21 protein-coding genes are annotated in these 25,945 nt (G+C 63.5%); 5 read left to right on the plus strand and 16 right to left on the minus strand.

What is annotated here, in order from left to right:
• Positions 1 to 152 precede the first annotated feature (152 nt).
• The 7 genes from rhaD to EU800_RS18590 all read right to left on the minus strand — a co-directional run bounded on the left by rhaD (position 153) and on the right by EU800_RS18590 (position 7,399).
• The gene (rhaD, locus tag EU800_RS18560) at positions 153 to 1,004 is read right to left on the minus strand and encodes a rhamnulose-1-phosphate aldolase (RefSeq protein WP_165354727.1); all 852 of its coding nucleotides are present in this window, start codon (positions 1,002 to 1,004) and stop codon (positions 153 to 155) included.
• A gap of 167 nt (positions 1,005 to 1,171) precedes the next feature.
• Positions 1,172 to 1,855, minus strand: coding sequence for a class II aldolase/adducin family protein (locus EU800_RS18565; protein WP_129634526.1), 684 nt, complete (start codon positions 1,853 to 1,855; stop codon positions 1,172 to 1,174).
• 15 nt (positions 1,856 to 1,870) lie between these two features.
• Positions 1,871 to 2,989, minus strand: coding sequence for a Tm-1-like ATP-binding domain-containing protein (locus EU800_RS18570; RefSeq protein WP_129634527.1), 1,119 nt, complete (start codon positions 2,987 to 2,989; stop codon positions 1,871 to 1,873).
• A gap of 4 nt (positions 2,990 to 2,993) precedes the next feature.
• The gene (locus tag EU800_RS18575) at positions 2,994 to 3,935 is read right to left on the minus strand and encodes a carbohydrate ABC transporter permease (RefSeq protein ID WP_129634528.1); all 942 of its coding nucleotides are present in this window, start codon (positions 3,933 to 3,935) and stop codon (positions 2,994 to 2,996) included.
• A 3-nt stretch (positions 3,936 to 3,938) separates the two neighbouring features.
• Positions 3,939 to 4,850, minus strand: a complete 912-nt coding sequence (locus tag EU800_RS18580) for a carbohydrate ABC transporter permease (protein WP_242500630.1) — start codon at positions 4,848 to 4,850, stop codon at positions 3,939 to 3,941.
• Between the two features lie 104 nt (positions 4,851 to 4,954).
• A complete protein-coding gene (locus EU800_RS18585) occupies positions 4,955 to 6,280 on the minus strand; it encodes an extracellular solute-binding protein (RefSeq protein WP_129634529.1) in 1,326 nt (441 codons plus the stop codon).
• A 30-nt stretch (positions 6,281 to 6,310) separates the two neighbouring features.
• Positions 6,311 to 7,399, minus strand: a complete 1,089-nt coding sequence (locus EU800_RS18590) for an ABC transporter ATP-binding protein (protein ID WP_129634531.1) — start codon at positions 7,397 to 7,399, stop codon at positions 6,311 to 6,313.
• A gap of 150 nt (positions 7,400 to 7,549) precedes the next feature.
• On the opposite strand from EU800_RS18590, the gene EU800_RS18595 reads away from it, so the two are divergent.
• The 5 genes from EU800_RS18595 to EU800_RS18615 all read left to right on the plus strand — a co-directional run bounded on the left by EU800_RS18595 (position 7,550) and on the right by EU800_RS18615 (position 13,144).
• On the plus strand, positions 7,550 to 8,224 hold the full coding sequence (locus EU800_RS18595) for a GntR family transcriptional regulator (protein WP_129634533.1): 675 nt from the start codon (positions 7,550 to 7,552) through the stop codon (positions 8,222 to 8,224).
• 90 nt (positions 8,225 to 8,314) lie between these two features.
• The gene (locus EU800_RS18600) at positions 8,315 to 9,250 is read left to right on the plus strand and encodes an N-acyl homoserine lactonase family protein (RefSeq protein WP_129634534.1); all 936 of its coding nucleotides are present in this window, start codon (positions 8,315 to 8,317) and stop codon (positions 9,248 to 9,250) included.
• Between the two features lie 195 nt (positions 9,251 to 9,445).
• Positions 9,446 to 10,411, plus strand: coding sequence for a class II aldolase/adducin family protein (locus EU800_RS18605; protein WP_129634535.1), 966 nt, complete (start codon positions 9,446 to 9,448; stop codon positions 10,409 to 10,411).
• Between the two features lie 4 nt (positions 10,412 to 10,415).
• Entirely contained in the window at positions 10,416 to 11,681 is a 1,266-nt protein-coding gene (locus tag EU800_RS18610; protein WP_129634536.1) for an FGGY-family carbohydrate kinase, read from the plus strand.
• A gap of 50 nt (positions 11,682 to 11,731) precedes the next feature.
• Entirely contained in the window at positions 11,732 to 13,144 is a 1,413-nt protein-coding gene (locus EU800_RS18615) for a hypothetical protein (protein WP_129634537.1), read from the plus strand.
• 566 nt (positions 13,145 to 13,710) lie between these two features.
• On the opposite strand, the gene EU800_RS18620 is transcribed toward EU800_RS18615, so the two are convergent.
• From EU800_RS18620 to EU800_RS18660, 9 genes are all read right to left on the minus strand, one after another.
• Positions 13,711 to 15,225 carry an ABC transporter substrate-binding protein gene (locus EU800_RS18620; RefSeq protein WP_129634538.1) on the minus strand — a complete coding sequence of 505 codons (1,515 nt, stop codon included), beginning with the start codon at positions 15,223 to 15,225 and terminating at the stop codon, positions 13,711 to 13,713.
• Positions 15,226 to 15,249: 24 nt separating this feature from the next.
• Positions 15,250 to 16,914, minus strand: coding sequence for an ABC transporter ATP-binding protein (locus tag EU800_RS18625; RefSeq protein ID WP_129634539.1), 1,665 nt, complete (start codon positions 16,912 to 16,914; stop codon positions 15,250 to 15,252).
• Positions 16,911 to 17,762, minus strand: coding sequence for an ABC transporter permease (locus EU800_RS18630; RefSeq protein WP_129634540.1), 852 nt, complete (start codon positions 17,760 to 17,762; stop codon positions 16,911 to 16,913). Before EU800_RS18630 ends, EU800_RS18625 begins: the two co-directional genes overlap by 4 nt.
• A complete protein-coding gene (locus EU800_RS18635; RefSeq protein WP_129634542.1) occupies positions 17,759 to 18,700 on the minus strand; it encodes an ABC transporter permease in 942 nt (313 codons plus the stop codon). Before EU800_RS18635 ends, EU800_RS18630 begins: the two co-directional genes overlap by 4 nt.
• A gap of 290 nt (positions 18,701 to 18,990) precedes the next feature.
• Positions 18,991 to 20,565 (minus strand): D-aminopeptidase, encoded by a 1,575-nt coding sequence (locus EU800_RS18640; protein ID WP_129634544.1) that lies wholly within the window; start codon positions 20,563 to 20,565, stop codon positions 18,991 to 18,993.
• A gap of 144 nt (positions 20,566 to 20,709) precedes the next feature.
• Positions 20,710 to 21,381, minus strand: a complete 672-nt coding sequence (locus EU800_RS18645; RefSeq protein WP_129634546.1) for a cysteine hydrolase family protein — start codon at positions 21,379 to 21,381, stop codon at positions 20,710 to 20,712.
• Between the two features lie 21 nt (positions 21,382 to 21,402).
• Positions 21,403 to 23,181, minus strand: a complete 1,779-nt coding sequence (locus EU800_RS18650; RefSeq protein WP_129634548.1) for an ABC transporter ATP-binding protein — start codon at positions 23,179 to 23,181, stop codon at positions 21,403 to 21,405.
• Positions 23,178 to 24,122 (minus strand): acetamidase/formamidase family protein, encoded by a 945-nt coding sequence (locus EU800_RS18655; protein ID WP_129634550.1) that lies wholly within the window; start codon positions 24,120 to 24,122, stop codon positions 23,178 to 23,180. Before EU800_RS18655 ends, EU800_RS18650 begins: the two co-directional genes overlap by 4 nt.
• On the minus strand, positions 24,112 to 25,737 hold the full coding sequence (locus EU800_RS18660) for an ABC transporter substrate-binding protein (RefSeq protein WP_129634552.1): 1,626 nt from the start codon (positions 25,735 to 25,737) through the stop codon (positions 24,112 to 24,114). Before EU800_RS18660 ends, EU800_RS18655 begins: the two co-directional genes overlap by 11 nt.
• Positions 25,738 to 25,945: the final 208 nt, after the last annotated feature.

Below are 25,945 nucleotides of genomic sequence, written 5' to 3' on the forward strand. Positions count from 1 at the left end.
GCGCCAGTTCCGGTACGGAGGTCTCCTCGACAAAGAGACGTTAAAGTGGCCGAGATCCTCGTCGGAAGGGAAGTTCCCGGATCTAGCGGAAAGCGAACGAAAACCGGGTGTGGAATCTGCTCGCTGCGGAGCCCACCAGGTGGACGCGCCGCCTAGGACCCCGCCCGCGCCTTTGGAATGTTCGGAGGAGCCACCAGGCTGGCCCCCAGCTTCTTGGCGAGTTCCTCCAGAATGCCGAGATCCAGTTCGTATTTCGGGCCGCCTGCGGAGAGGAGCTTTCGATAGATGCCGCTTGCCTTTTCGACGGTTTCCACCAGTGCGAAGACGGAGTCGGGGCTTTCTTCGGAAGCGAATATCCCGTGATGAGCCCAGGAAATGACCCGGCTCTCTGCTAGCGCTTCGGCAGAGGCACGGGCGATCTCGGCGCTGCCGGGACACATTGGCGGCACCACGCGGATACCGTCGGGAAAGACGAGGAAGCATTCGGGCATCATTTGCCAGAGCGCGCGGGTCAACACATCGGACGAGAGTGGCAAGAGAAAACCGAGCGCGATGAACTCGGGTATGTGGCAATGAAGGACGACCCTTTCGCGCCCCTCGGAGCGCTCCTTTCGGACCGCATGCGCAGTGAGATGGGTCGCCAGTTCGGATGTCGGTCGACCGCCGCCGCCAAACCCCCATACCGTCCGGCAAACACGCCCCTCGTCGACGATCCGGACAATTCCGAAGACGTCGTCCGGATGGCTCGTCGCTCGGCGGAAGAACTGTCCCGCGCCGGTCACCAGGAAGTAGTCGCCATCAAGTTCCGGCTGCGGATTTTGCAGGACGATATCCCTTGGCATGGCTTCTGACAGCAAGTGCCGCATATCCGCGTCGAATTCCTCCGCGTCGAGACGCCAACTGAAATTTCCGCCATTGGCCTCGTTCCAGCCCATCTCCCAGCAAAGCCGGAGAATGGGTGCAGCGACTTCGACACAATCGATGCGATGGGCGAATCCCGTCATTGCCAGACCTATCTCGTGTTGCATGCGACCCAGGCCGCAAGCCGATCCGCGCAACTGCCGATACGCGAAGCCCGCCAAGCCACGTCCTTGGTGATATCTGCAATCACGCGGCGGTCCTTCGGTTCGCCCGCAGGGTGGCGTTGAGCGCGGGTGCCCGCAGCAACGTGTCAGGCTCTCTCCAGCGCGGCCCTCTCGTCCATGGCGGTGCCGTATTCGGGCGAGGGCGGGGTCTTGAGGCCAAGGCTGCGCACCAGCGTGTCGCGGACGAAGGCGATATGCGCGGTCTCCTCGATGATCTCGGCAAGGTATTGTGCTGCCTTCAGCGTCTTGCCGGTGCCGATGGCGCCATGGTTGGCCAGCACGGCGGCGCGGATCTTGGGATCGTCGAAGACCGGGCCGATCATTGCAGCGGTCTGCGGTCCGAGATTATCGGTGAGCGGCACCAGTGGCATGCGGCCGATCTTTTCGACCGTCTGCACAGTCAGGCAGGGAACTTCCAGCCCGGCACTGGCGTAGCCGGTGGCCCAGGGGCTGTGGCAATGCACGATGGCCGAGATATCGGCGCGGCGGCGGTAGATCTCGAGATGGAATTCAAGATCCTTGGACGGTTTCAGCTCGACCTCGGAAGGCAACACCGTTCCGTCCATGAGGACAACCTGCAGGTTCTCCCGCGTGCATTCGTTGAATCCGACACCGGAGGGCTTGATGACGATCGCCTCGCGCGAATCCAGGCAGACCGAGAGGTTGCCCCCGGCATTGGTCTGGATACCCACCTCGAAGCTGCGCTTTGCGGTGGCGATGAGTTCGTCCTTCTTGGCGAGAATGTCGGCCTGGTCGAGTGTGTCGGACATGGGAGGTCTTTCTAGCTAGAGATGACGGAGGAGCCGGGACACCGCTTCATCGGCGGTTTCCTGGTCGGCAATGTGATAGGGGAGGCGGGTCACCGTGAAGGCGCGCGCCTCCGCCTCGAAGATCTCGGCAGCTTGCTCGCGCAGGGCGAGGCTCTCGATGGCGCCGCCGGGGCGGTCTTCACTGGAAAAACCGCCCATTGGTACGAGCACCTCGCAATGCGCGCTGGACGTGTTGAGGTCGGCGGCGAGCGCACGGGCAGCCCTGTCCATCTCCGCTTCGGTGAGCTGCACATGGGTGAAATAGCTCGACTGGCGGTAATGAGGTCGCGCCTTGTAGGCCTCCGGCATCTGGTCGCGGACACCCCCATCGAGAAAACTGAGTGTGCCCGGAAGCACGATACGGGGCAGGGCGGCGGCGCAGGTAAAGCGCGTCGGCATCGGCACATGCGCCCCGGCGACATGCATGCGCACGATCTCGTTCACCGTCATGTCGATCACGCCACTCAGCGCGCCCCCGGCTGCGAAGCGGGCCAGCGCGGCGCCGCCAAAGCCGTTGGAATGGAATGTCGCGGTTTCCTGCCCGGCATCCCTGAGGCGTTGCAGGATCTTTTCGCCTGCCTGCTGGGTGACGCCCAGAAGCGAAACCGCAACGGCTCTCCGGGTCGCCTCATCTTCCGGCAGCGCGCGGGCCGCGGCGGCCACCATGGTTGCGGTGCGATGGAAGATCCGGCGCAGCGGGGCGTTCATGCCCTGGATATCGCAGAGCGTCGGGATCAGGGTCACGTCATTGTCGGCCAAGGCTGCGCGCGGGTCGAAAGGCAGCGTGGTGATCAGGAATTTGGGCAGGCCGAGCGGCAAGGCGCGCATCGCCCGCAGCGCCATCTCGCTGCCCGTGCCGCCGCCAATGGCAAGAACCGCGTCGGGAGCGGCCTCAACGATGCCGGCCGAGGTCTGCTCGACCATCGCCGCCATCCGCCGCAGCTTCTCCTCGCCCGGCAGCACGTCGCCGCCGGAGGAGAGGGAGAGATCGAAGGAGAGGACTTTGAGCCCGCGCCCGGTCAGCATGTTCGAAAGCGCATGCAACTCCTCGGGTTTCGTTTCGAATGTGCCGAGGAGGGCAACCGTTTCTGCCATCGACCTACCCTTTCACGGCGCCGGCGGTCATGCCGGTGATGATCTGCCGTGAGGCAAAGAGCGTAAAGATGATCGGCGGGATCGCCAGCAACATGCCGGTGGCCATGATCACCCCCCACTCGATGTTGAACTCGCTGGTATTGTTCACGATCAGGATCGGCACCGTCATCGTGTTGCGGTCGGCCAAGGCGGAGGCAAGAAGGTATTCATTCCACGCGATGCGGAAGGTGAAGATCGCCGCCGCGGCAAGCCCCGGCTTGATGAGCGGCAGGACCACGAGGAAGAAGACCTGGAAGGGGCCCGCACCATCGACCCGGGCAGCCTCTTCGAGCGAGCGCGGCACCTGCACGATGAAGCTCTGCAGGATCCAGATCACGAAGGGCAGATTCATCGCGATATAGACGAGGATGATGCCCGCACGCGTCCCGGCGAGGCAGACATCGCCCCGCCCACCGAAGACGTCCCGAATCCAGCCGCCGACCATCGTGGCATTGTCGATGCAGAAGGAGTTGTTCCACAGCCCGAAGACCGGCACCAACAGGACCGCCGGCGGCACCATGCGCACGGCGAGCGTGGCGAATGAGATCGGCTCGCGGCCCATGAAACGGAAGCGGACCAGCGCATAGGCCGCCATGCAGCCGATGATCAGCGTCATCACGGTCGAGATCAGGGCGATGATCAGCGAGTTGATGAAGGCGCCGCCAAAACGGATCGCGCAATAATCGATATGGTCGGGTTCGTACCAAAGGATGTCACAAAGCGCCGTCTCGTAGTTCTGGATCGTCGGCATGAAGAACAGGCCGCTGGTACCGGAGATGATATCGACATCGAGCTTGAATGAGTTCACGAAGAGCAGCAGCACCGGGCCGATCGACATGAAGATGAGTGCGGCGAGAAGGGCGTAGAAGGCAGGGTTCTGCTTGTCGTACTGGCTGTTATCGGCCATGGGTCAGCCCTCCTCCTGCTTGACCTTGTTGAGCTGCTGCGCGCGGGCCTCCTGCCAGCGGGTGAAGGTGAACATTCCGAGCGTGAGCACCATCAGCAGCAGCAGCAGGTAGTTGGACATCGCCGCCGCTTCGCCGAGTTCGCGGAATTCCTGGGCCGTGCGGGAGATGCGGAGCGCCAGGATTTCGGTCGAGAGGCCGGGTCCGCCCTCGGTCATGACCAGGATCACTTCGAGCACCTTGAAGGCGTCAATCAGGCGCAGAAGGCAGGTGACGATCAGAACAGGCGCCATGAGCGGCAGCTTGATATGGATGATCTGTTGCCAGCCGGTGGCGCCGTCGATCCGCGCGGCTTCCAGTGCCGAACGCGGCAAGGATTGCAGGGCCGCAAGAGACAGGATGAAGATAAAGGGTGTCCATTGCCAGATATCGGCAATGATGACCGACATCAGCGCGTGATCGCCCAGCCAGTCGACACGCGGCAATCCGAGTTGGGTTAGCCAGCGATTGAAGATCCCGTCGGTGGGGTGGTACATGAAGCGCCAGACAAGGCCGACGACGACCGGCGCGATCATCATCGGCAGGATGAAGAGCGTGCGAAGCAACGACATTCCGCGGATATTTCGGTCGAGCATCAGCGCGAGCCCCACGCCGATGAACATCTCTGCCACGACCACCGTTCCGGCGAAGGTCAGCGTGACGGAGACGCTTTCACGAAAGGCCTCGTCGCCAAGAAGCTTGATGTAGTTGGCCAGCCCGACGAATTCCGTTTCCGAAAGCGACTGGCTGGGGTCCCAGGACCGGAACGAGCCGAAGACCATGTAGAGCAGCGGATAGAACAGCGCGATCGCCATGATGATGGCCGCAGGGGCCATGAAGAGATAGGGCGTCAGTCGGTTGAAACTCTGGCTGCTCACACGATCACTCCTGACAGGGTGAATGTCCCGGGAGGGACCAGGCCGCGTGTCGCGGCCCGGCCCGTTTTCGCGGCCCCGGGGGAGGAGGGGCCGCGGGCGCTACATCAGTCCTGCCAGATGTAGTAGCCTTCTTCTTCCATCAGATCGCGGGTCCGTTCGGCAACGCCGTCCAGCGCTTCCTGTGGGTCGAGCCCCTCGGTCAGCACCTTTGACATGGTGGTGCCGATATCGGCGTTGATCTTGCCCCAGGCGGGGATGATCGGGCGCCAGTCGGGGTCGGCATATTCAAGCGCTTCGCCGAAGACCTTGGCATAGGGGTACTTGGCCTGCACGTCCGGGTCGGCATAGGTCGAGAAGCGCGACGGGTTTCCGCCGGCCATCGCCACCAGCTTGTCGCCATGCTTGGAGGTCAGCCATTGCATCAGCAGGAAGGCGGCTTCCTTGTTGAGCGCGTTCGCCGGGATGGCGATTCCGAAACCGCCGGTTTGGGACCCGCGCCGCACGCCCTCGGGATGCATGGCATAGCCCGACAGGCCGACAACCTTGGACTTCTCCGGATCTTCGAAGTTCGGTGCGAAGGCGATGGAGTCCATGAACATGGCCGCGTTGCCGTTCATGTAGGAGTTTGCCGCTTCCGCTGGTCCGAAGGCGCTCGACCCTTCGGGGCCACAATCCACGATGGTCTTGAGCGCATTTGCCGCCGCGACACCGGCCTCGTTATTGATGATCGGGTTCCACTCGTCGTCGAAGACACGGCCGCCGAGCGGGGCAAGGTGCAGAAGGAAGGCGTGGCTGGCCTGGTGGCCGGAGGCCGCACGGGAGGCCATGCCGCCCATGCCGGGCTCAAGCTCGGGGATGTTGCATGCGACTTCGAGCAGCTCGTCGTAGTTCTCCGGAACCTTCAGGCCGTGCTTCTCGAAAATGTCCTTGCGGTAGATAAGAACCGAGGTCTCGGAGCCCTGCGGCAGGCCGAAAAGCGAGCCGGTCGGCCCAGGAAGGTAGCCCTTCTTGCCGCCGGCGACGCCGATATTCTGCACATAGCCGTCGATCAGGTCTTCGGCATCGTATTTCGGGTCGGCAAGTCTCGGGTTCATGAAATACTTGGCGAGGTTTTCCAGCTGGTCGGCATAGACATAGTCGGCCTTGGAAAAGACCACATAGGTGATCAGGTCATAGGCGCCCTCGTCCTGGGTCAGTTCCAGCGTCTGGCGTTCGCGCATCTTGAGGTAGGGGAGCATGTCCACCTCGACCTCGATTCCCGTTTCCTTGGTGAACTCGGGCAGTACCTTCATGACCGCGTCGTAGTGCGGGTGCGAGGGGAAGTTCACCACAAGCGTTGTTCCCGCATATTCCTCATACGGGTTTGACAGCGCGGTCGTCGCGGCGAGCGCCATCGTCGCCGTGATGGTGATTCCAAGAGTTTTCAGCATTGGGTCCTCCTCCCATTAGCCATTTTGCGCTCATAGCGCGTCTTCGGTTTTCTTGTCGAAAAGCTGGATCCCCTCCGGCCGGACGGCGAAACGCAAAGTCTCGCCAAGGGCGATGGGGGTTTCGGACTTGACCTCGACGGTCACGGTCGCCTCGCCGCATTTGCAGATCAGCACTGACTGCGCGCCGATATATTCCGAGATCGACACCCGCAGATCCATTGCCTCGCTGTCGGGAGCGGCTGCGTCGAAGTTCAGGTCGGACGGGCGGATGCCCATCGTCAGCTCGCTCTGCCCCACGCGACGCGCGCGGTCCGCCAACCTGCCCGGAAGCGCGATGCGGAACCCGTCACCGCGGGCAAAGAATTTCTCGCCAGTTTCCTCCAGCGTCACATCCATGAAGTTCATCGGTGGCGAGCCAAGGAAGCCGGCCACGAACTTGTTCACGGGGCGCTTGAAGAGTTCCTCGGGCGTGCCCTGCTGCTGGATATACCCGCCATGCATGACGACGATCCGGTCGGCCAGGGTCATCGCCTCGACCTGATCATGGGTCACGTAGACCATGTTCTTCTGGACACGCTGGCGCATCAGGGCAAGTTCCGCCCGCATCTGACCACGCAGCTTCGCATCAAGGTTCGAAAGCGGTTCATCAAACAGAAAGGTGCCGGCATCGCGCGTCAGCGCCCGGCCCATCGCTACCCGCTGCCGCTGGCCGCCCGACAGCTCGCCCGGCTTGCGGTTGAGATATTCCGTCAGCCCGAGGATCTTGGCGACCTCGCGCACCTTGAGGTCGATTTCCTCTTTCGGGCGTTTCTGCAGCCTGAGCGCAAAGGACATGTTCCGAGCCACATTCATATGCGGGTAGAGCGCGTAGTCCTGGAACACCATGGCCAGGTCCCGGTCCTTCGGCTCAAGGCGGCTGATGGGCCGGTCGTCCATGTAGATCTCGCCCTCGCTGACGATATCCAAACCCGCCAGCATGCGTAGCGTCGTCGATTTCCCGCAACCCGATGGTCCGACCAGAACCGTGAACTCGTTCTCTTCCATGGTTAGGTCGATATTGTGAAGCACCTCCACGGCGCCGTAGCGCTTCACAAGTCCATCGAGCCGAATCTTGGGCATAGCGTCCCCTTTCGCAGCTGTCTCGACTTTATGCATGCAAACATAAATGTAAACATGCAAAATTGCCACGAGACCAAAATGCTCCTAGATTGATCTTGCGGTCGCGGGAGAGTCGCGCCGCCAAGGCAAAGAACAACACAGGAGAGACGCATGGCGCGGGGTGGCGAAGTGGGCGCGAACGGCCCGAAGATTTCAGCGGTGCAAAAGGTTGTGGCGGCCCTGACGGATAGCATTGCCACCGGTGTGCTCGATCCCGGCGAGCGTGTCGACGAGGTGCGCCTAGCCGAGCAGCTCGGTGTTTCGAGGACGCCGGTGCGAGAGGCACTGAACCAGCTCGTGGCCCAAAGAATCCTCGTGGCGGGCGAGAAGCGCGGTGTTCGCGTGGCTCAGTATTCTCGCGAGGAGCTATCGCAAATATTTGAAGTTATGTATGAAATCGAGGTGATGTGTGCCCGGATGGCGTCCCAGAGGCTCACGTTGCTTTCACGCTCGGAAATCGAGCTGGCACAAGCCGAATGCGTCCGCGCCGCCGAGTCGGGTGACCGCATCGCGTATATGCACGCGAACGAGGACCTGCATCACGCAATCTACCGTGCGACCGGCAATGAATACATGTGGGAGCTCGCCAGCGAGTTTCGCCGCCGTACCGGGCCGTTCCGGGCGAAGAAGTTCGCGACGACCGAAGACCTGATCGCATCGGCCAAGAGCCACGAATCGCTCCTGCGGAGCATCTTTTCCGCCGATTCGAAGGTGGCTTCCGATGGTATGCGCGAGCATATGGCCGCCAGCTTCATGCAGACTCTCGAGGCTTTCAAACACAAGTAAAGGCAAGTTCCAGCACCTGCTGGATTTAGTTTGCATGCAGAAAGCATTCTTTGTATTTGTGGCTCAAGGAAATCGATTCTGGAGGCCGCCATGGGCGTCAACGAGACCAAGATCTATCCGATCAATACCGGCTGGCTTGAGGGCGACCTCGGCACCTACATTTTCTGGAAGGGCCCGGCGGGCAAGAAGATCTGGAATCCGGTCTACTGCCACTATGTCGACACCGGCGAGCACAAGATCCTGATCGATACCGGCCTCTGCGACGAGCCGCGGGCCACGAAATATCACCACAAGTGCCAGAAGCGCGGCTGCCTCCAGGTGCATGAGCATCTTGAGCAGAAGCTCGGCGTGCATCCCGACGAGATCGACGCCATCGTCTTCACGCACCTGCACTGGGACCACGTGCAGAACATGAAGGAGTTCAAGAACGCCCGCTACATCGCGCCGAAGGCCGAGATCGAAATGGCGTTCAACCCGCTGCCGCTCTACTACCGCACCTACGAATCCGGCTATCTCGGCATCGAGCCGGCCTATACGGGCTGTGTCTTCGAGGCGGTGGACGAGGAATGCGAAGTGCTCCCCGGGATCACCATGTTCCACACGCCGGGCCACTCGGTCGGCCATATGGCCGTGACCGTTGCGACCTCCGCGGGCGATATCGTGGTCGCAGGCGACGCGATCTTCCAGGAGCGCAACCTCGAACCGAATGCCGAGGAGGGCTGGCGCTACTGGGTGCCGGCGCGTTTCGTCAATAGCTGGGAGGGGTGGAAATCGGTCGAGGAAATCGACAAGCGTGCCGACTACGTGCTGCCTTGCCATGACAAACATGCCAATGCGCGCTCCGATGTCTTCCCCTACGAGGGCATGCCACTGAGGAAGCGCCGGCAGTTCATCCCCGGCTTCCAGTTCTATTTCGGTGACATGCCCCCGGGTGCGGTCGAAAAGGCGGCGCCGGCGATGAAGCCTGAAGAGGTCGAAGACTATCTTGCCTCTCTCTGGCCGCCGACCCCGGATGATCCGTCCTGACCGGGTCAGGCAATGGATTGCCCTGTCGCCACTGACTCTTCCCCCGCAAAGGGGGGCTGTGGGCGCGGGCGCCCAGCGGGGCGTGCTGCTGGATGGCGGCACGCCCTGCCATCATTCAATCGAAGCATCGCCCGGGGTGTCCCCTCGTTGGCAGGCCGCTGCCCGATGACGCCCCGAACTACGTGAGGCAAGGCCATGAACACCCTTCTGACCGATAATTTCCGCGCCTTTTCGGCCAGGATCGGCGCCGACCCGCTCTGTATCCAGGGCCCGGGCGGCAATACCTCGATCAAGGATGACACGGTGATGTGGATCAAGGCGTCGGGCTTCGAACTGGCCGATGCCGAGACCTCGGAGATCTTCGTTGCCGTCGACCGCATGGCCGCAAAGTCCGAAGCCTACGGCGCTGGCGACGGCACCTGCAAATCCACCGTGCTCGATCCCGAAAGCGAGCTGCGCCCCTCCATCGAGACCACCTTCCACGCTGCCCTCGACTGGCGCGTCGTCGCTCATACCCATTCGGTTGCCGCCCTCAGCCATGTCGTCTCGCTCGCCGGCCGCAAGGTCGCGCGCAAGCTGCTGGCCGATTTCGACCCGGTCTTCGTGCCCTATGCCAAGCCCGGCCTGCCACTGACGGCCGAGATCCTCAAGCGGGCCACCCCCGAAACCCGGCTGTTCCTGCTTGAAAATCATGGGCTTATCGTCTGTGGCCACACTACCGCCGAGACCGATAACCTCATGCAACGCGTCGAGGGAAGGCTCTACCGCGCGCCCGCCCATGTGGTCGGTGCCGTCCCCGGCGCCGAACCGTTGGACGGTTTCGACTGGGCCGAGGCGGAAAGCTGGATGGCGATGGACGAAGGCGTCTGCGCCGCGATCACCGGTGGTTCCTATTATCCCGACCATGTGGTCTTCCTCGGTGCCGGTCTGCCGGTGGCCGATAGCGAGCTTTCACCCCCGGTCATCGTGCTTCCGGGGCAGGGCATCCAGATCCGCCGGAGCGCCACTTCGGTGCAGCGGGCAATGCTGACCTGCCTGTCCGACATCTTCCGACGCCTGCCAAAGGCCTGGGCGCCCGAGCCGATCGGCCCCGAGGCCGAGGCCGAGCTGCTGAACTGGGATGCCGAGAAATACCGCCAGTGGCTGGCGGCCAAGGGCTGAGCCGATGCTGTCCCTGGGCATAGATCTCGGCACCTCCGGCATTCGCAGCGCCGTGGTGGGTCCCGATGGAGCCGTGCTTTCCATGGCCAGCACCGGCCACCTGCCGCAGCCCGATCCCGACCGGATCGATGCCGACCTCTGGTGGCAGGCCACCCGTGCCTGTCTCGCCGCACAAATGGAGAAACTGCGCGAGGTCGGACGGTCGCCCGAGGAGATCGGTCATATTTGCGTCGATGGCACCTCCGGCACGATGCTGCTGACCGACGCCGATCTGCGCCCTGTCAGCCGCGCATTGATGTATAATTCGAAGGGTTTCACGGCAGAAGCCGCGCGAATTGCCGACTTCGCGCCGGACCCGCATATCGCCCGCGGATCTGGATCGGCGCTGGCCCGCGCGATGCGGCTGGCCGGCGAGGCCGAGGGCGCGCGATACCTTCTGCACCAAGCCGACTTCATCGCGGCCCGCCTCACCGGGATCGGCGGGCAGAGCGACGTGATGAACGCTCTCAAGACCGGGGTCGACCCCGAGACCGGCGACTGGCCCGACTGGATCATCTCGCTGCTGCCCGAGGGCATCCTGCCGCGCGCCTACCAGCTTGGTGAAGCGTTTGGCGAGATCCGTGCGGATCTCGGCCGCGAACTCGGCCTGCCCGCCGGCGTGCAGGTCCATGCCGGCACAACCGACAGCATTGCCGCCTTCCTCGCAGCCGCGCCGCTCGAGGCCGGGGTGGCCGTCACGTCGCTCGGCACGACTCTGGCAATCAAGGCGCTGAGCCGGGCCCGGATCGATGATCCGGCGCGCGGGCTCTACTCGCATCGCGTCGGCAAGGTCTGGCTGGTCGGCGGCGCCTCCAACACCGGCGGGCGGGTGCTGCGGCATTTCTTTTCCGATGCGGAGCTGGTCGCGCTCAGCGCCCGGATCGACGCAGCGCGCGCCTCGCCGCTGGACTATTACCCGCTCATGGAGCCGGGCGAGCGTTTCCCGGTCAACGACCCCGACCTGCCGCCGCGGCTCGAACCGCGCCCGGCCGATGACGCGGATTTCCTGCATGGCCTCTTCGAGGGCATCGCCCGGATCGAGGCGCAATGCTACGCGGCCATTGCCGAGGCCGGCGGCGAGCGCCCCACACGCGTGCTCTCGGCCGGGGGCGGCGCAAAGAACCCGGTCTTCACAGCCATCCGTGCCCGCCATCTCGGGCTCATCCCGGAGAGTGCCGCCGAAACCGAGGCCGCCATCGGCGCGGCCCGTATTCCGCTCATGACGGCCTGACACGGCCGCCCGCCGGCCGTCCGCGCCGGCGCCCAGAACAGGAGATCGACATGGCCCCGATGAACACCGTCGCCTTCAAGGATTGCGACATCCGTGGCACGTTCCCCGACCAGGTCAACGCCGACATCTTTGCCCGCGTGGGGCGCGAGTTTGGCCGCCTGCTGGCCGCCGGTCCGCGAGCGGATGGCGACACGGTTGTGCTGGGGGGCGACGGGCGGCATTCGACGCCCGAGCTGCTGGCGGCCCTGCTGCGCGGGCTTGCCACGGCACCCATCGGCATTGTCGAGCTTGGCCCCCGGGTGCCGACTCCGGCGATCTACTGGGCCAAGCACCAGTATGGCGCACAGGCCTCCGCGATCTGCACCGCATCGCACAACCCGCCGCAATGGAACGGCCTCAAGGTGATGAACGGCGAGCTGCCGCCGACGCCGGAAGACATCAAATTCCTCGCCGAAAAGGCTTCCGAGACAGCCGAGATTGCGCCCGAATCCCCGGCCCGCATCCGCCGGGTCGAGGATGTGGTCGGCGACTACATGCAGGCCATGGTCCAGAGCTTCGGCGGTCAGTCGCTCGCAGGCCTCAAGGTGGTGGTCGATCCGGGCAATGGCTGCATGTCGGGCGTTGCCTCGAAGGTCTTTGCCGATCTCGGTGCCGAGGTCACGGCGCTGTTCGACCATATCGACGGCAGTTTCACCGAGCGCAATCCCGACTGCGCCCTGCCCGAGACGCTTGTCACGCTGGTCCGGACGGTGAAGGAGACCGGTTCGGATTTCGGCGTCGCCTTTGACGGCGATGGCGACAGGATCGCGGTGGTCGACGATACCGGCCGCATCCTCGGTTCCGAGCGGCTGGCGATCATCCTGTTCAAAGGTGCGGTGCAGTGCAATCCCGGCGACACCGTGATCCTCGACATTAAGTGCTCCATGCACCTGGAGCGTGCTGTCTCGGCACTCGGGGGGACGCCGCGCCGCTGCCGGAGCGGACATGCCTATATGAAACGGATGGTGTTGGAGCATGACGCCATCGCAGGCGTGGAGCTCTCCGGCCATATCTTCCTCGGCGAGATCCAGGGGCGCGATGACCCGCTGCACACTGCGCTCCGCCTTGCCGGCTGGCTTGCCCGGCAGGACCGCAAGCTCTCCGCCTTCGTGGACGAGTTGCCGGAGATGTTCATGTCCGAGGATATTCGCATCGGCATGGAAACGCCCGATATAGACGCCCTGCTGGAGGACTGCGCGGCCGGCCTTGCTGGCGCCGAAGTGCAGAGGATCGACGGCGTCCGTCTGGTCTGGCCTCGTGGCTGGCTGCTTGTCCGCCGTTCGATCACCGAACCGAAAGTCACGATCCGGCTCGAGGGGGATGGAGCCGAGGACCTGCGGCGCATCGGAGGATTGTTTTCGGAACGGTTCCCTCAACTTAAGGGCGACGTCGAAATGGCCCTGGGGCGTTTCGAATGCGCCTGAACGGGCGGGTGTCAGGGGGAAGTTGGTTGAGCGGGGCAGGGCGGTCTCGTCGCGTCTCGGGATGACGAAGGAAGGTCGTGCCAAGTGAAATTATTGCAACAGGTCAGGTAACCGGTCACTGCCTCAACAATGGGTCGTAAAACTCGCGCTTTCTGTTCCAACGGCGAGTGCGGGCAATGCAACGCTCCCTGTGGATGCGAAGATTGCCGGTGCTCCCTCCCTCAATCTTCATCCAATCGAACTCACTGCGTAGTCTCTGCTCAAAGGCAAACCTCAAGAAGAGCCGCGCAGCCGTTCTCGCCGAGTGTTTTAAGCGAAGCTCTGGATAACTAACAACGATCCCGCTCCTGGCATGGTGGGTTCGATTTGGCCTGACCGCGCTATCGGCTGAAAGGTCCGGCAAAAAAATCTCCGAAACACGAAGCCCCCGAAGAGAACTTCGGGGGCTCCGAGACGATGAACGTTCATGGTCGCGCGACCATGGCCTGTACGCTCACAATGAAAGACAACCGGCTGAATTCAGGCCGCAGGTTTCTTTCTGTCGTGGCCCGCAGGCCAGCCGCAACTCACTCGGACTTGACAGTATCCTCGAGGAAGAAACGGCCGAGCGGGTTCTGGTCGAAATTCTCGATGCCCTTCCGGCTCACGTTGATGAAAGGGCTGTAGTAGAGGTCGATCCAGTGTGCGTCCGCCTTGGCGAGTGTCTGGATATCCTTGTACATTTCCTCGCGCTTGGCCGGGTCGAGCTCCAGCCGGGCGTCGGCAACAAGCTGTTTGACCGTGTCGTTCTGGTAGCGGGTCATGTAGTTCATGTTGACGTCATGACCGACGACGAAGGTGGTCTTCTGGTCCGGGTCGAGAATGTCGTTGGTCCAGTAGTTCATCGACACGTCGTAGTCCCCATCCACGAGCATGTTCCAGCTCGCGCTCGGGTCGACCTTGACCAGGTTCGCGGTGACGCCGATCTGTGCGAGTTGCTGCTGGAGCAGGACTGCGACCTGTTCCTGGACCTCGTGGCCGGCCTCGACGATGTAGTCCAGCGTCAGGTCCTCGACACCCGCCTCGGCAAGGAGTTCCTTGGCCTTTTCAGGGTCATAGGGCCGCGCGCCGTTGTCGTCGCTGTGGTAGAGCGCGCCTTTCGGGATAAAGCTGTTGGCAACTTCGCCCTGACCAAAGGTCACGGTGTCGATGATGGCCTGCTTGTCGATTCCGTAATCGAGCGCTTCGCGGACGCGCACATCGTCGAGCGGCGCATGCTCGTGGTTGATCAGCAGGTGGTCTTCCCGCGTCGAGGGCTCGATATGGACAGTGAGGTTCTCGTCCTGCTGGAGTTCTTCCACCCGCGAGAACGGAACGAAGATCGAGGCGTCGAGCTGCCCGGCCTGCACGTTCAGCATGCGGGTATTGTCATCGGGCACCGAAACCCATTCCACGCCATCCAGGCTCACCCGGTCGGCCTCCCAGAATTCCGGGTTCTTCTTCAGGATCACCCGGTCGCCGCGCAGCCAGTCGTCGACGACGAAGGCGCCGGACGCCACGGGTTTCTTGGCATAGGCTTCCTCGCCCATTTCTTCCATCGCCGCCTTGGAGATCACCGAGGTGGCAGGCATCGCGAGTGTGGAGAGGAACGGGGCCGACGGGCCGGAAAGCGTGATGACGAGCGTCTTGTCGTCCGGCGTCTCCATGGTCTCGATGATCTGGTAGCTGTCCGACCAGAGCGACAGTTCGCTATCGCGCACACGCTCGAGCGAGTATTTGGCGTCCTCGGAAGTGATGGCCGAGCCGTCCGAGAACTTCGCGTCGCGCAGGTGCAGCGTATAGACCGTGCCATCGTCGGAAATCTCCCAGCTTTCGGCAAGGCCGGGCACGAGCTCGGTGCCCGTCTTGTCGACGCGAACGAGCACGTCATAGACGTTCATGAAAACCCAGAAATCGATGTTCTGGGCGGTGTTGATCGGGTCGAAGGTGCTGGAATCCTCGCGACGGCCGATGGTCAGCACGCCAGCGGCTTCGGCCACCGAGACCAGCGCGGTTGTCGTGGCCAGGGCAACGAGGCCGATACGGGACAATTTGGCAATCATTGTTTTTTCTCTCCTATTGGTTCGTTAGGCGGGTTGTAGTTCGGCCGGAACCGCCGTTCCGCCGATCGGGCGGTCCGGGTCGATATCGGGGATCGCGGCTATCAGGGCCGCGGTGTAGTCTTCGCGCGGGCTGCGAAAGATTTCGTCGCACTGCCCCTCTTCCACGATTTGTCCATGATGCATCACGATGACGCGTTCGCAGAGGTTGCGCACGATCGCCAGGTCGTGGGCGATGAAGACCAGTGTCAGCCCGGTCGTCTCGGCAAGATGGCGGAAGAGGTCGATGATCTGGGCCTGGATCGTCACGTCGAGCGCGGCCACACATTCATCCGCGATGATGACCCGTGGATTAACGGCCAGTGCCCGCGCAATTCCGGCCCGCTGGCATTGCCCGCCGGACATGCTGCGCGGCTTGCGGCCGGCGAAGTTCCGCTCCAGCCCGACCATGTCGAGCAACTCGCCCACGCGTTCCCGGATCCTTTCGGGCGGCGTCTCGCCCTGGGTCCGGAGCACTTCGGCGATGGTTTCGCCGATTGTGAACCGCGGATTGAGGGCGTTGAACGGATCCTGGAAAACCATCGCCGCCTCAGATCGGAGTCGCTTCAGAGTTGCCTCGCGCTCCAGTGTCAGGACAGACCCGTCGAAAGTTGCATGCCCGGCAGAGATCGGCGTCAGCCCCAGCATCGCACGGGCCAGCGTCGATTTCCCGGAACCGCTCTCGCCAACGATGCCGACCGTCTCGCCGGGGAAGATCTGCAGGCTGACTCTCTTCAGTGCCCGGAAGTCGCGGCGTTTCCGGAACAGCCCGCCGCCGATCGGGAACGCAACATCGAGATCATCGACTTCGAAGATCGGCCGGACGTGGGATCGCTCATGTTCCAGCGGCCTGTGCTCCTCGTCGGGAAGCGAGGGATGCGAGGCGATGAGTTCCCTAGTGTAGGCTGCCTGCGGATTGGCAAGAAGCTGACGCTTCTCCCCTTGCTCGACGATACGGCCGTGCCGCATGACCGCGATCCGGTCGCAGGTCTGCGCGACGACGCCGAGATCGTGCGTGATCAGGATGATCGACAGACCGCGCATGGCGCGTAGATCCATCAGCAGCTTCAGGATCTGCGCCTGGATCGTGACATCGAGCGCCGTCGTCGGCTCGTCCGCGATCAGGATTTCCGGATCGCAGGCCAGTGCGATGGCGATCATGGCGCGCTGGCGCATGCCGCCGGAGAATTCATGCGCGTAGCTCTTGAGGCCGCGCGCCGGGTCCGGGAAGCCGACCTGTCCGAGAATGCTGCGCGCCTCTTCGAGCGCCTCCGTCCGGCCAAGGCCACGGTGAAAGCGCAAACCCTCGACGATCTGATCCCCGATCCGCATCACCGGATCCAGATGGCTGGTCGGGTTCTGGAAGATCATCCCGATCTTCTTGCCGCGAATACGCAGCATCCCGGCTTCGGGCAGCCTCGCGATCTCCTCGTCGTCGAGCCGGACGGAGCCGGCATCGAGGTGCAGCTTGGAGGACGGCATCAGGCCAACGATCGTCCGGCAAAGGAGGCTCTTGCCGGAGCCGCTCTCGCCGACAAGGCCGAGAATCTCGCCCTTTCCGAGCGAAAAATCGATATCGCTCAACAATTGCCTTTCTTCGGCGTGATCCCGGAAGGCGACGGAAAGGCCCCGAACTTCGAGCAGCGTGGTCATTCATGCACCCCCAGAAGATCGCCCATGGCATCGCCGAGCAGCGAGAAACCGAAGGCGAGGGTGACAATGGCAAGGCCCGGAAACAGCGTGATCCACCATGCCTGGGTGATGAAGCCCTGCGCCTCGGCAACCATCACACCCCATTCGGCGGTCGGCGGCTGCACGCCAAGGCCAAGATAGCTGATGGCGGCACCGTTCAGCAGCACAAGCACGGCGTCCGACATCACGAACACGAGGGAGCCCGCGAGCGCGTTTGGCAGCAGGTGGCGAAACATGATCCGCGATCGGCTGAAGCCGAGGCTTTCGGCGGCAACGGAGAAATCCTGAGTCTTGAGAACGAGAATCTGCGCCCGGATCAGCCGCGCGTAGCTGATCCATCCCACCAGCGCCATCGCGATGTAGAAGCTCGACAGACCGGGCCCGAGGATGGTGATGATCGAAAGCATCAGAACGAGGAAGGGGAAGGCGAGAATGATATCGACGATCCGCATGAAGACGGTATCGATGGTCTTGCCGAAGAACCCCGCCACGGTGCCGATAACCGTCCCGATCAGGAACGGGAACAGGACACCGATCAGCGCGATCTGCAGGTCGATCCGCGCTCCCCAGATGACGCGCGAAAGGACGTCCCGACCGAAATTGTCGGTGCCGAAGGGATGGGCGAACGAGGGCGGCTGAAGCCGGGCCTTCGGGTCCTGCAGGATCGGATCGAAGGGTGCCACGATCGGTGCGAAAATGGCGATCAGGACGAAGAAGGCAAGGATGCCGGCGCCGACGGCGAGCATCGGCCTGCGTGAGATGTAGCGCGGCCAGGTGGGGGCGAGGGACAGGGCTGAACGGCGTATCATGAGAGGTCCACCCGTGGATCGAGCGCGACGGTCAGGATATCGGCGAGCAGGTTGATGAGGACGGTGGCAACGGCAAAGGTCATGGCGACCCCCTGCACCACCATGTAGTCGCGGGTGAAAATTCCGCGCACGAGCAACTGCCCCATTCCGGGAATTGCAAAGACGCTCTCCACCACGACGGTTCCGCCGATCAGCCAGCCGATATTGATTGCCAGCAGGTTCACCGTTGGCACAAGCGCATTTGGCACGACATGGCGCCAGAACACGATGTTTTCGGGCATTCCCCTGGCGCGGGCGGCGGTTGCGACGTCGGATTTCAGCCCGGCGATCATCCCAGCTCTGAGACTGCGGGTCAGAACGGCCGAGAGCGACAGCGCAATCGTGAGGCCCGGAAGGATGAGGTGCTGGATCTTTTCGCCCAGCGTGTTGCCATAACCCGAAACCGGCAGCCAGCCGAGCTTCACCGAGAAGAGAATGATCAGCATCACCCCGAGCCAGAAGGGCGGAAAGCCGATGCCGGCGGTGGAGACGATCCGCACGACGTGATCGGTTGGCCGTCCCTGCCGGCGCGCCGAGAGTGCAGCGAAGGGCACCGCGATCAGCAGCGAGAGGATCACCGCTGCCGCGACGAGGGCAAGCGTCGGTTCGATCCTGGTCGCAATGAGCTTGAGCACATCGATCTTGTAGAGCGTCGAGCGCCCCATTTCCCCGGCCCCAAGGTTCTTGAGGAAAAACAGGTATTGCACCCACATCGGCTCATCGAGCCCGTATTGCGCGCGAATATTGGCGAGTGCCGTCGGCGAGGCGCGCGTTCCGAGGATGATGCGTGCCGGGTCACCCGGGATGAGCCGAACCAGGACGAAAGTGATGACCGATATCCCGAACAGCACCGGAATGAACTGGATCGGCCTGTAGAGGATGAAGCGGAAGCGATGCATTCTGAGTCGGTCCTAGCGTTGGCCGCAGAAGCAGATGCGGCAATCGTCCTGCCGGGATGCTATCATGCTCGGGAAATGACCAGACTGACCGGTCCGAGAAATCACGCCAGACTCGCGCAGTGCTGATAACACGAGCATTCCTTCCGAGGTCGCTCCAACTCCTTGGCGTTCCGAGGACTGGATAAACTGGGACGGAAAACGAAGTGTCACGTTACACCGGTCCCGCTCGGCAGCGGCCTGTGCCGTCCGGGGTTCCCGGCGCTGCGCGCCTATAGCAGGCGGGAGATCCCTCACGCCGACTTCCTGTAGGGGATTTGCCGGGCCAGCCAGCAACCGAGCGTGGCGCCGTCCACCGTGCCATCGTTCGCGCGGGAAACGGAGAAGGTCCAGTCGCCGGGGGCCGGCGCGTCCATCGAGCGGCGGGTTGAAACGATCCAGGTATCCGAACCGACCGGGTACATCCGTTCCATGATCCCCTTGCCCAGCAAGCCCTCGAACCGTGCAAACACTGCGCCGTCCCGTCCTTCGATCACCATCGATGCGTCCAGCTCGCCCGACTCGTAGCGCCCTGCGATCTCCGCGCCATCGCCTGTGGTGACTGCCGGTAGCGGCGTCAGCGTCGTCGAGAGGTTTTCATCTGTTCGAGTCATCGAAAGGGTCGGCTCCGAACCGCCCTGGCCGCGGAGTACAGTAACTGTTGGTCCGGTCAGGCTGTCATTCTGTCCGGACTCGAGGCGATCGGGGAAGGTGGCGAAGCGAAGGGTCGCGCCCTTGCGATCGGTTTCGATCCGGGTCAGCAGCCCGGTGTCGTCGCAGATCCACTGGCCGTCCCAGTCCTCAGAGACCGGGGCCGGCACCGTCGTATCCTGGCCGAGCGCAGCTTTCAGGACATCGCTGGCCGCGGCGTGGGCGTCGGATTCGTGGTTGAAGATCACGACAACGGAGAGTCGCGCCGCGGCGGCGTGCATCCGGTGGGCACGGAACCCGCGCAGCGCCCCTGCATGGCCAGTGACCTTGACGCCGCCGATGGTCTCGTGGGCGAGGCCGAAGCCATAGGCGGCCGGTTTTCCGTCGCTGAAGCTGGGCTGAGCCGAAAGCTTGCCGTAAAGGCTATCGGGGTCATCCCGCGTTGCGTCGATCCAGGCCTCGTAGGCAAGCATATCTGTGAGCGAGGCAGAGATTCCAGCATCCCCGATCCAGTAGATACCGTTGTCCGCAGGAAAGAAGCCCGTCGCGTCGGAGCCTTCGTAGCCGACCACATCGTCTTCCGGGTGCCGGGTATCTGACGTCAGAACGGCGGTCTTCATGCCAGCCGGCCCCCAGATCACCTCCTTATAGAGGTCCTCCAGCGTCTGGCCGGTCTCCCGTTCGATGAGTTCCGAGACGATGCGGTAGTTGCAATTGCAGTAGGAATAGCGTGTCCCGGGTTCGAAATGCCCCGTCTTCATTTTCGCGATGATCGGCAGGGCGTCCGCGCGCGCGAAGGTTTGCTCGGCTTCGGCGCCGTGCAGAACGGTGAGCGCCCAATAGTCCCGCAGCCCGGATTGGTTGTTGCACAGGTCCCTGATGCGCGGAAGCGTGCCGGTAAACTCCGGCAGGAAATCCCGCACATCGCCGTCGAGCCGCTCGAAATCTGGCAATTTGTCGAGCAGGACGCCGCAGGTGAACTGCTTGGAGATCGAGCAGATCGGCAACCTTGTCGCGGTCGTCATCGGGCGAGGCGCGCCGAGATCCGAATACCCCCAGGCACGAGCCGCAACCACCTCGCCATCCTTCACCACACCCGCGACTCCCCCCGGACCGCGATAGGTCTGAGGTAGCGCGTCAAGCGCGCGTTCCACTGCGTATTTGTCGAATTCTTTCATAATCGTCGCTTTCAATGTTGATCTTGGGTCGTTGGCCGGGTGCTTGCGGTTCCGGTTGGAGAATACAGGCTGGCCGGGCGTCTGTCCGCGCTGCAATGTGGGTGATGGTGGCGCCGCCGGGCTGGGCCGTTTGCTGACAACCCGTTAGCCTTTCTCGAAGCTCATGACCTCCGCCATGCTCACCACGTGGCAGTAGATCATGTTGATCACTTCCAGCTCGTGGCGGTGCAGGGCCTCGGTGGCGGCCGCGCAGCAATCTTCGACGACGACCACGTTGAAGCTCTCGTCGGCCAGGCTGCGTACGGAAGAGGAGATACACTGGTCGGTGAAGATACCGGCCACGATCACGTTCCGGATGCCCATGTTGTGCAAGATCATCCGCAGGTTTGTGCCGGTCAGCGCGCTGTCGGTGGTCTTCGTGACGACGATCTCGTCGCCCATCGGCCCGACCTGCGCGACGATCTGGCTGTCCTCGCGATCCTTCGGCAAGAGGAGGTAGTTGAAGCCCGGTTTCTTCTGGCTGAGCGAACGGTCTCGGCCGTCTTCCTTCAAGCAGGCAATACGCGCATGGATGACCTCGACGCCGCTCGCGCGCGCCCAGTCCTGCAGGCTGCGGGTGTTGGGGATGACGATTTCGTGCATCCGCTCGTGGAAAGGTGCCCAGCGTCTGGCCTCGGCCGGGTCAACGGGAACCTCCAGATACGTATTCTGGATGTCGATCACGAGAAGCGCCGTCTCGGACGGTGGCAGGACGATATCCTCGGGCTCCTCGGCGGTCTCGTAGTAGAAGGAGCGATAGGCGGTTTTCCAGCTCATGGTTGGCGTCCTTTCGGGAAATCAGGCGGCGTCGCCGGCGACCCAGTGGCCCGGGGCAACCTCTGCGAGAGGAAAGCGCGGGGCCGGGTCGTCCAGCGGACGAACTGGGGAGCCCACCGGCCCCTCGCGCGCGATGACCGGCGGGCGTTGGCGGGTTGGGTCCGGGAAAGGAACGGCCGAGAGCAGGCGGCGGGTGTAGGCGTGCTGCGGGTCGCGGAGGACCTGGTCGCGGCTACCACTCTCGACGATCTGGCCAAGGTTCATCACCGCGACCCGGTCGGCCACCTGATCGATCACCGCCATGTCGTGGGAGATAAAGAGATAGGCCAGCCCTTCCTCCTCCTGCAGCTCGCGCAGCAATTCCAGCACGCGAGCCTGCACCGAGACGTCGAGTGCAGAGACGCTCTCGTCCGCAACGATGGCCTTGGGGCGGAGGGCGAGGGCACGGGCAATGCAGATGCGCTGACGCTGGCCGCCGGAGAATTCGTGCGGGAAACGGTCGATATGATCGGCAGGCAGACCGACTCGGCGGAACAACCACTCCACGCGGTCCTGCAATTCGGAACCGGAAGCGAGGCCGTGGACGACCAGCGGCTCGGCGACCTGCTTGCCGACGGTCATGCGGGCGTCGAGCGAGGCGCCGGGGTCCTGGAAGATCATCTGGACGTTGCGGCGGATCGGCTTCAGCGCGTGCGGGGAAAGGCCCGCCATCTGCTGGCCCTCGATGCGGATCGACCCCTCGTACGGGACGAGCGAGAGCATGGCCTTGCCGATGGTGGATTTGCCGCACCCGGATTCGCCCACCAGCGCCAGCGTTTCGCCGGGCGCGATGCGGAAATTCACGCCTTCGACGGCGTGCAGGCGGGCGTTGACACGGTTCAGAAGGCCGCCGCGCATCGGAAAGCGGACGCAGAGGTCCTCGACATCGACCGTGTGGCGGGTTCGTTCAAGCTCCGGCCGTGTCGGGGCGGCACCGATCCGGGGAACGGCGGCGAGCAGTTCCCGCGCATAGGCGGTTTTCGGTGCGGCGAAGAGTTCGCGGACCGGGGCGGCCTCCTCTTGCTTGCCATTGCGCATGACAACCACGCGGTCTGCCATTTCGGCGACAACGCCCATGTCGTGGGTGATCATCAGGACGGTGGTGCCGTGCTCGCGCTGGAGCGCGCGGATCAGTTCGAGGACCTCGGCCTGCACGGTAACGTCGAGCGCGGTTGTCGGCTCGTCGGCGATCAGGATCTCGGGATTGCAGGCCAGCGCGATGGCGATCATCACCCGCTGGCGCATTCCGCCGGAAAGCTCGTGTGGATATTGGGCGAGGCGCTTCTCGGCCTCGGTAAGCTGGACGTCGCGCAGCAGGTCGAGCGCGCGGGCAGGGGCCTCGCTGCGGGAACACATGCCGTGTTCAAGGAGCACTTCCTCAAGCTGCTTGCCGATGGTCATCACCGGGTTGAGCGAGGACATCGGCTCCTGGAAGATCATCGAGATCCGCTGGGCGCGGATTTTCCGCATTGCCCGTTCGCTTCGCCCGGTCAGCTCCGTGCCATCGGCGAGCGTGATCGAGCCGGAGGCGATCCGCGCCATCGGCTTGGGCAGCAGGCCCATGATGGCAAGCGCCGTCATCGACTTCCCGGAGCCACTTTCGCCGGCAAGGCACAAGGTCTCGCCGTGATTCAGCGTGAAGCCGAGATCCTCGACCACGATCTTGGCGCCTTCCGGCGTGGCGACCTGGATCGTCAAGCCCTTCACGGTGAGGACCGGGCGCGATGCTTCGCGCCCGGAGATTTCAGCGGCAGCGCTCATTCGAAGACCGCGCGCGGCAGGTAGAAGGACACGACCCAATTCGGCATGTCGACGATTTCCGAGATCCGGAGATCGCCGCAGACCGAGCAGAGCATGTAGGCTTCGACCGGGCTCAGCTTCCAGCGCGCGCTGATCAGGTCGATCATGGCCGAGAGCGCGTCCCGCGCACCGGCCATCAGGTCCGGTCCGACACCTGTCGTCACTTCGTAGCCCTTGGTGTCGAGATGCCGCGTCACCGGCCCCGGCGTGGTGAAACGCGGGAACTTCAGAGGCTCGTTCTTGATCAGATCGAAGCTCAGCGCCACGTCCATCGGGCTCTCGATGGCCGTGCCGCAGACCTCGCCATCGCCCTGCGCGGCATGGGTGTCGCCCACCGAGAGCAGCGCCCCCTCGACCTCCACCGGCAGGTAGAGCGTGGTGCCCGCGGCGAGGTCGCGGATGTCCAGATTGCCGCCCACCCGGCGCGGCGGGACGACCGAGTGCAGTCCCGGCTCGGCCGGCGCGACACCTATCGTTCCGGCGAAGGGCTTGAGCGGCACCTGTGCGATCTCGCAGTAGAGTGCCGGATCGAGGCTCTTCGGATCGTATTTCCAGATGTTCAGCGCCGGGTCGCCGAACTGGTCGGCGAGCAGGCCGAAGCCCGGAATGTTCGCCGTCCACCCCCAACCGGAGGGGGTGAAGGCATCGATTGTCACCTTGAGCACGTCGCCCGGCTCGGCGCCGTCGATCACGACCGGCCCGGTGACAGGGTTGACCTTGTCGAAGGAGAGCGCGGCCAGATCGTCGAGCGTTGCGTCGGTCGAAAGCTGCCCTCCCGAGCTGTCGAGGCATTCGAAAAACACGCTCTCGCCCGGGGCCACGGTGGCGACGGGTGGGATCGAACGATCCCACCCGAAATGATGATGACGACCGTGGATCGTGTGGTCGCAGTTACTGCACATCGTTGGAGAACACATAGTCGTAGTTGACGGGAACGTGGACCGGATCGACGTAGATCTCGTTCGGACCACCCAGCTTGGCAGAGCGCATGGTGTAGCGCTGCTCGTTGAAGACCGGCACCCAGGGCGCGTCTTCCATGATCTTCAGGTAGATGTCGCGCCACTTGGCCTCGCGCTCCGCGGCCATCGCCGGGTCGGTCATCGCGTCGGCCTCGACGGCCGCGGCATCCAGTTCTTCGTTGCAGTACCAGGACCAGTTCCAGCCACCCTGAACCGCGCCGTCACAGCCGAGGATCGGGCCATAGAAGTTCGACGGGTCCGGGAAGTCCGCGATCCAGGCCATGCCGCCCGACCAGATCATCGGCGCCTGGTCCGGCTCGCCACCGGCCGCGATGACGTTGGCCTGGGCGAGGTTGCGGATCTCGGCGGTGATGCCGATCGCCGCGAGGTCCTGCTGGAAGGACTGGGCGATGCGCGGGTTGGGGTCGGTGTTGTAGACGAAGAGCTCGGTCTCGAACCCGTCCGGGAAGCCCGCTTCGGCGAGCAGCGCCTTGGCGGCTTCGGGATCGTAGGGATAGCCCTCGTAGTCCGGCGCATAACCCGGCATGGTGGGCGGCAGCGGCTGGTTCGCCGGCACGGCGCGGCCGTTGATGATGCGCACCGCGCGCTCCTTGTTGATCGCCATGTTGATCGCCTGGCGCACCTTGACGTTGTCGAAGGGCGGCATCTTGACGTTCATGGTGATGTAGCCGGTATGGAGCTGTCCGCCCTCGATCACGAAGTCCTTGTAGGCCGGGTCTTCGGTCACTTCGAGGAACTTCGCCGGCGGGATGCCGTCACCCGGGATGTCGGCCTGTCCCTGCTGAAGGCGAAGGAGCGCGACGATGGGTTCAAGCCCGATCTCGAAGGTGATCTGGTCGAGCTTCGGCACGCCCTCGTGCCAGTAATCCATGTTGCGCTCGAAGGTGAGTGACTGGCCGAGCGTCCAGTCGGCGAGCTTGAAGGCGCCGGAGCCGACCGGGTTCTTTCCGAAATCCGGGCCATATTTCTCGACCTCTTCCTTCGGCACGACGGAGGAGAAGTTGATCGCCATGACATGCAGGAAGGTCGCGTCCGGGCGGGAAAGCTTGATCTCGACCGTGTAGGGATCGATCACCATTACGCCGGAAAGGCTCGTCGCCTCGCCGGAAGCCATCGCGTCATAACCCTCAATGGAGCCGAAGAAACCTGCGCCGGGGCTCTGAGTTTCGGGGTTGGTGACGCGGTCGAGCGAATATTTCACATCCTCGGCCGTGAGTTCCCGGCCGTTGTGGAACTTCACGCCCTCACGCAGCTTGAAGGTGAAGACCGTTCCGTCCTCGGAGATGGTGTAATCCTCCGCGAGGTCCTTCTTGAGCACGGTCGTGCCCGGCTCGTAGTCCATCAGCCCGTCGAAGAGCGACTTGATCATCGACCAGTTCTGCCAGTCGTAGCCGATGGCCGGGTCGAGGGTGGAGACGTCGTCCTTGTAGGTGACGATCATCGAGCCGCCCTGCTTGGCGTCGGTGAAATCCTGTGCCTGCGCCGTGCCGAGAGCGGCCGCGAGCGCGAGGGCGCTGGTCATCAATGTTGTCTTCATTGTTTTCTCTCTCCTGTTGGGTTTCGTTCAGGGGGATGCGCCGGACACCCGCGGAACGGGAGCCGGGCCAGCGCCGGACCGAGGGGTGGCGCTGATACGTGGGTGGGAAGCGCGTTATGCCAGCCACCGTCTTCCGACGTCTGAGCGGTGCGCCCAGCTTCGACAAAGCGCCAGCCCTCGGTCCGGCGCTGGCCCGGCGCCTTCGGCT

The sequence above is a fragment of the Tropicimonas sp. IMCC6043 genome (assembly GCF_004146235.1).
In the GTDB taxonomy this organism is placed as follows: domain Bacteria; phylum Pseudomonadota; class Alphaproteobacteria; order Rhodobacterales; family Rhodobacteraceae; genus Tropicimonas.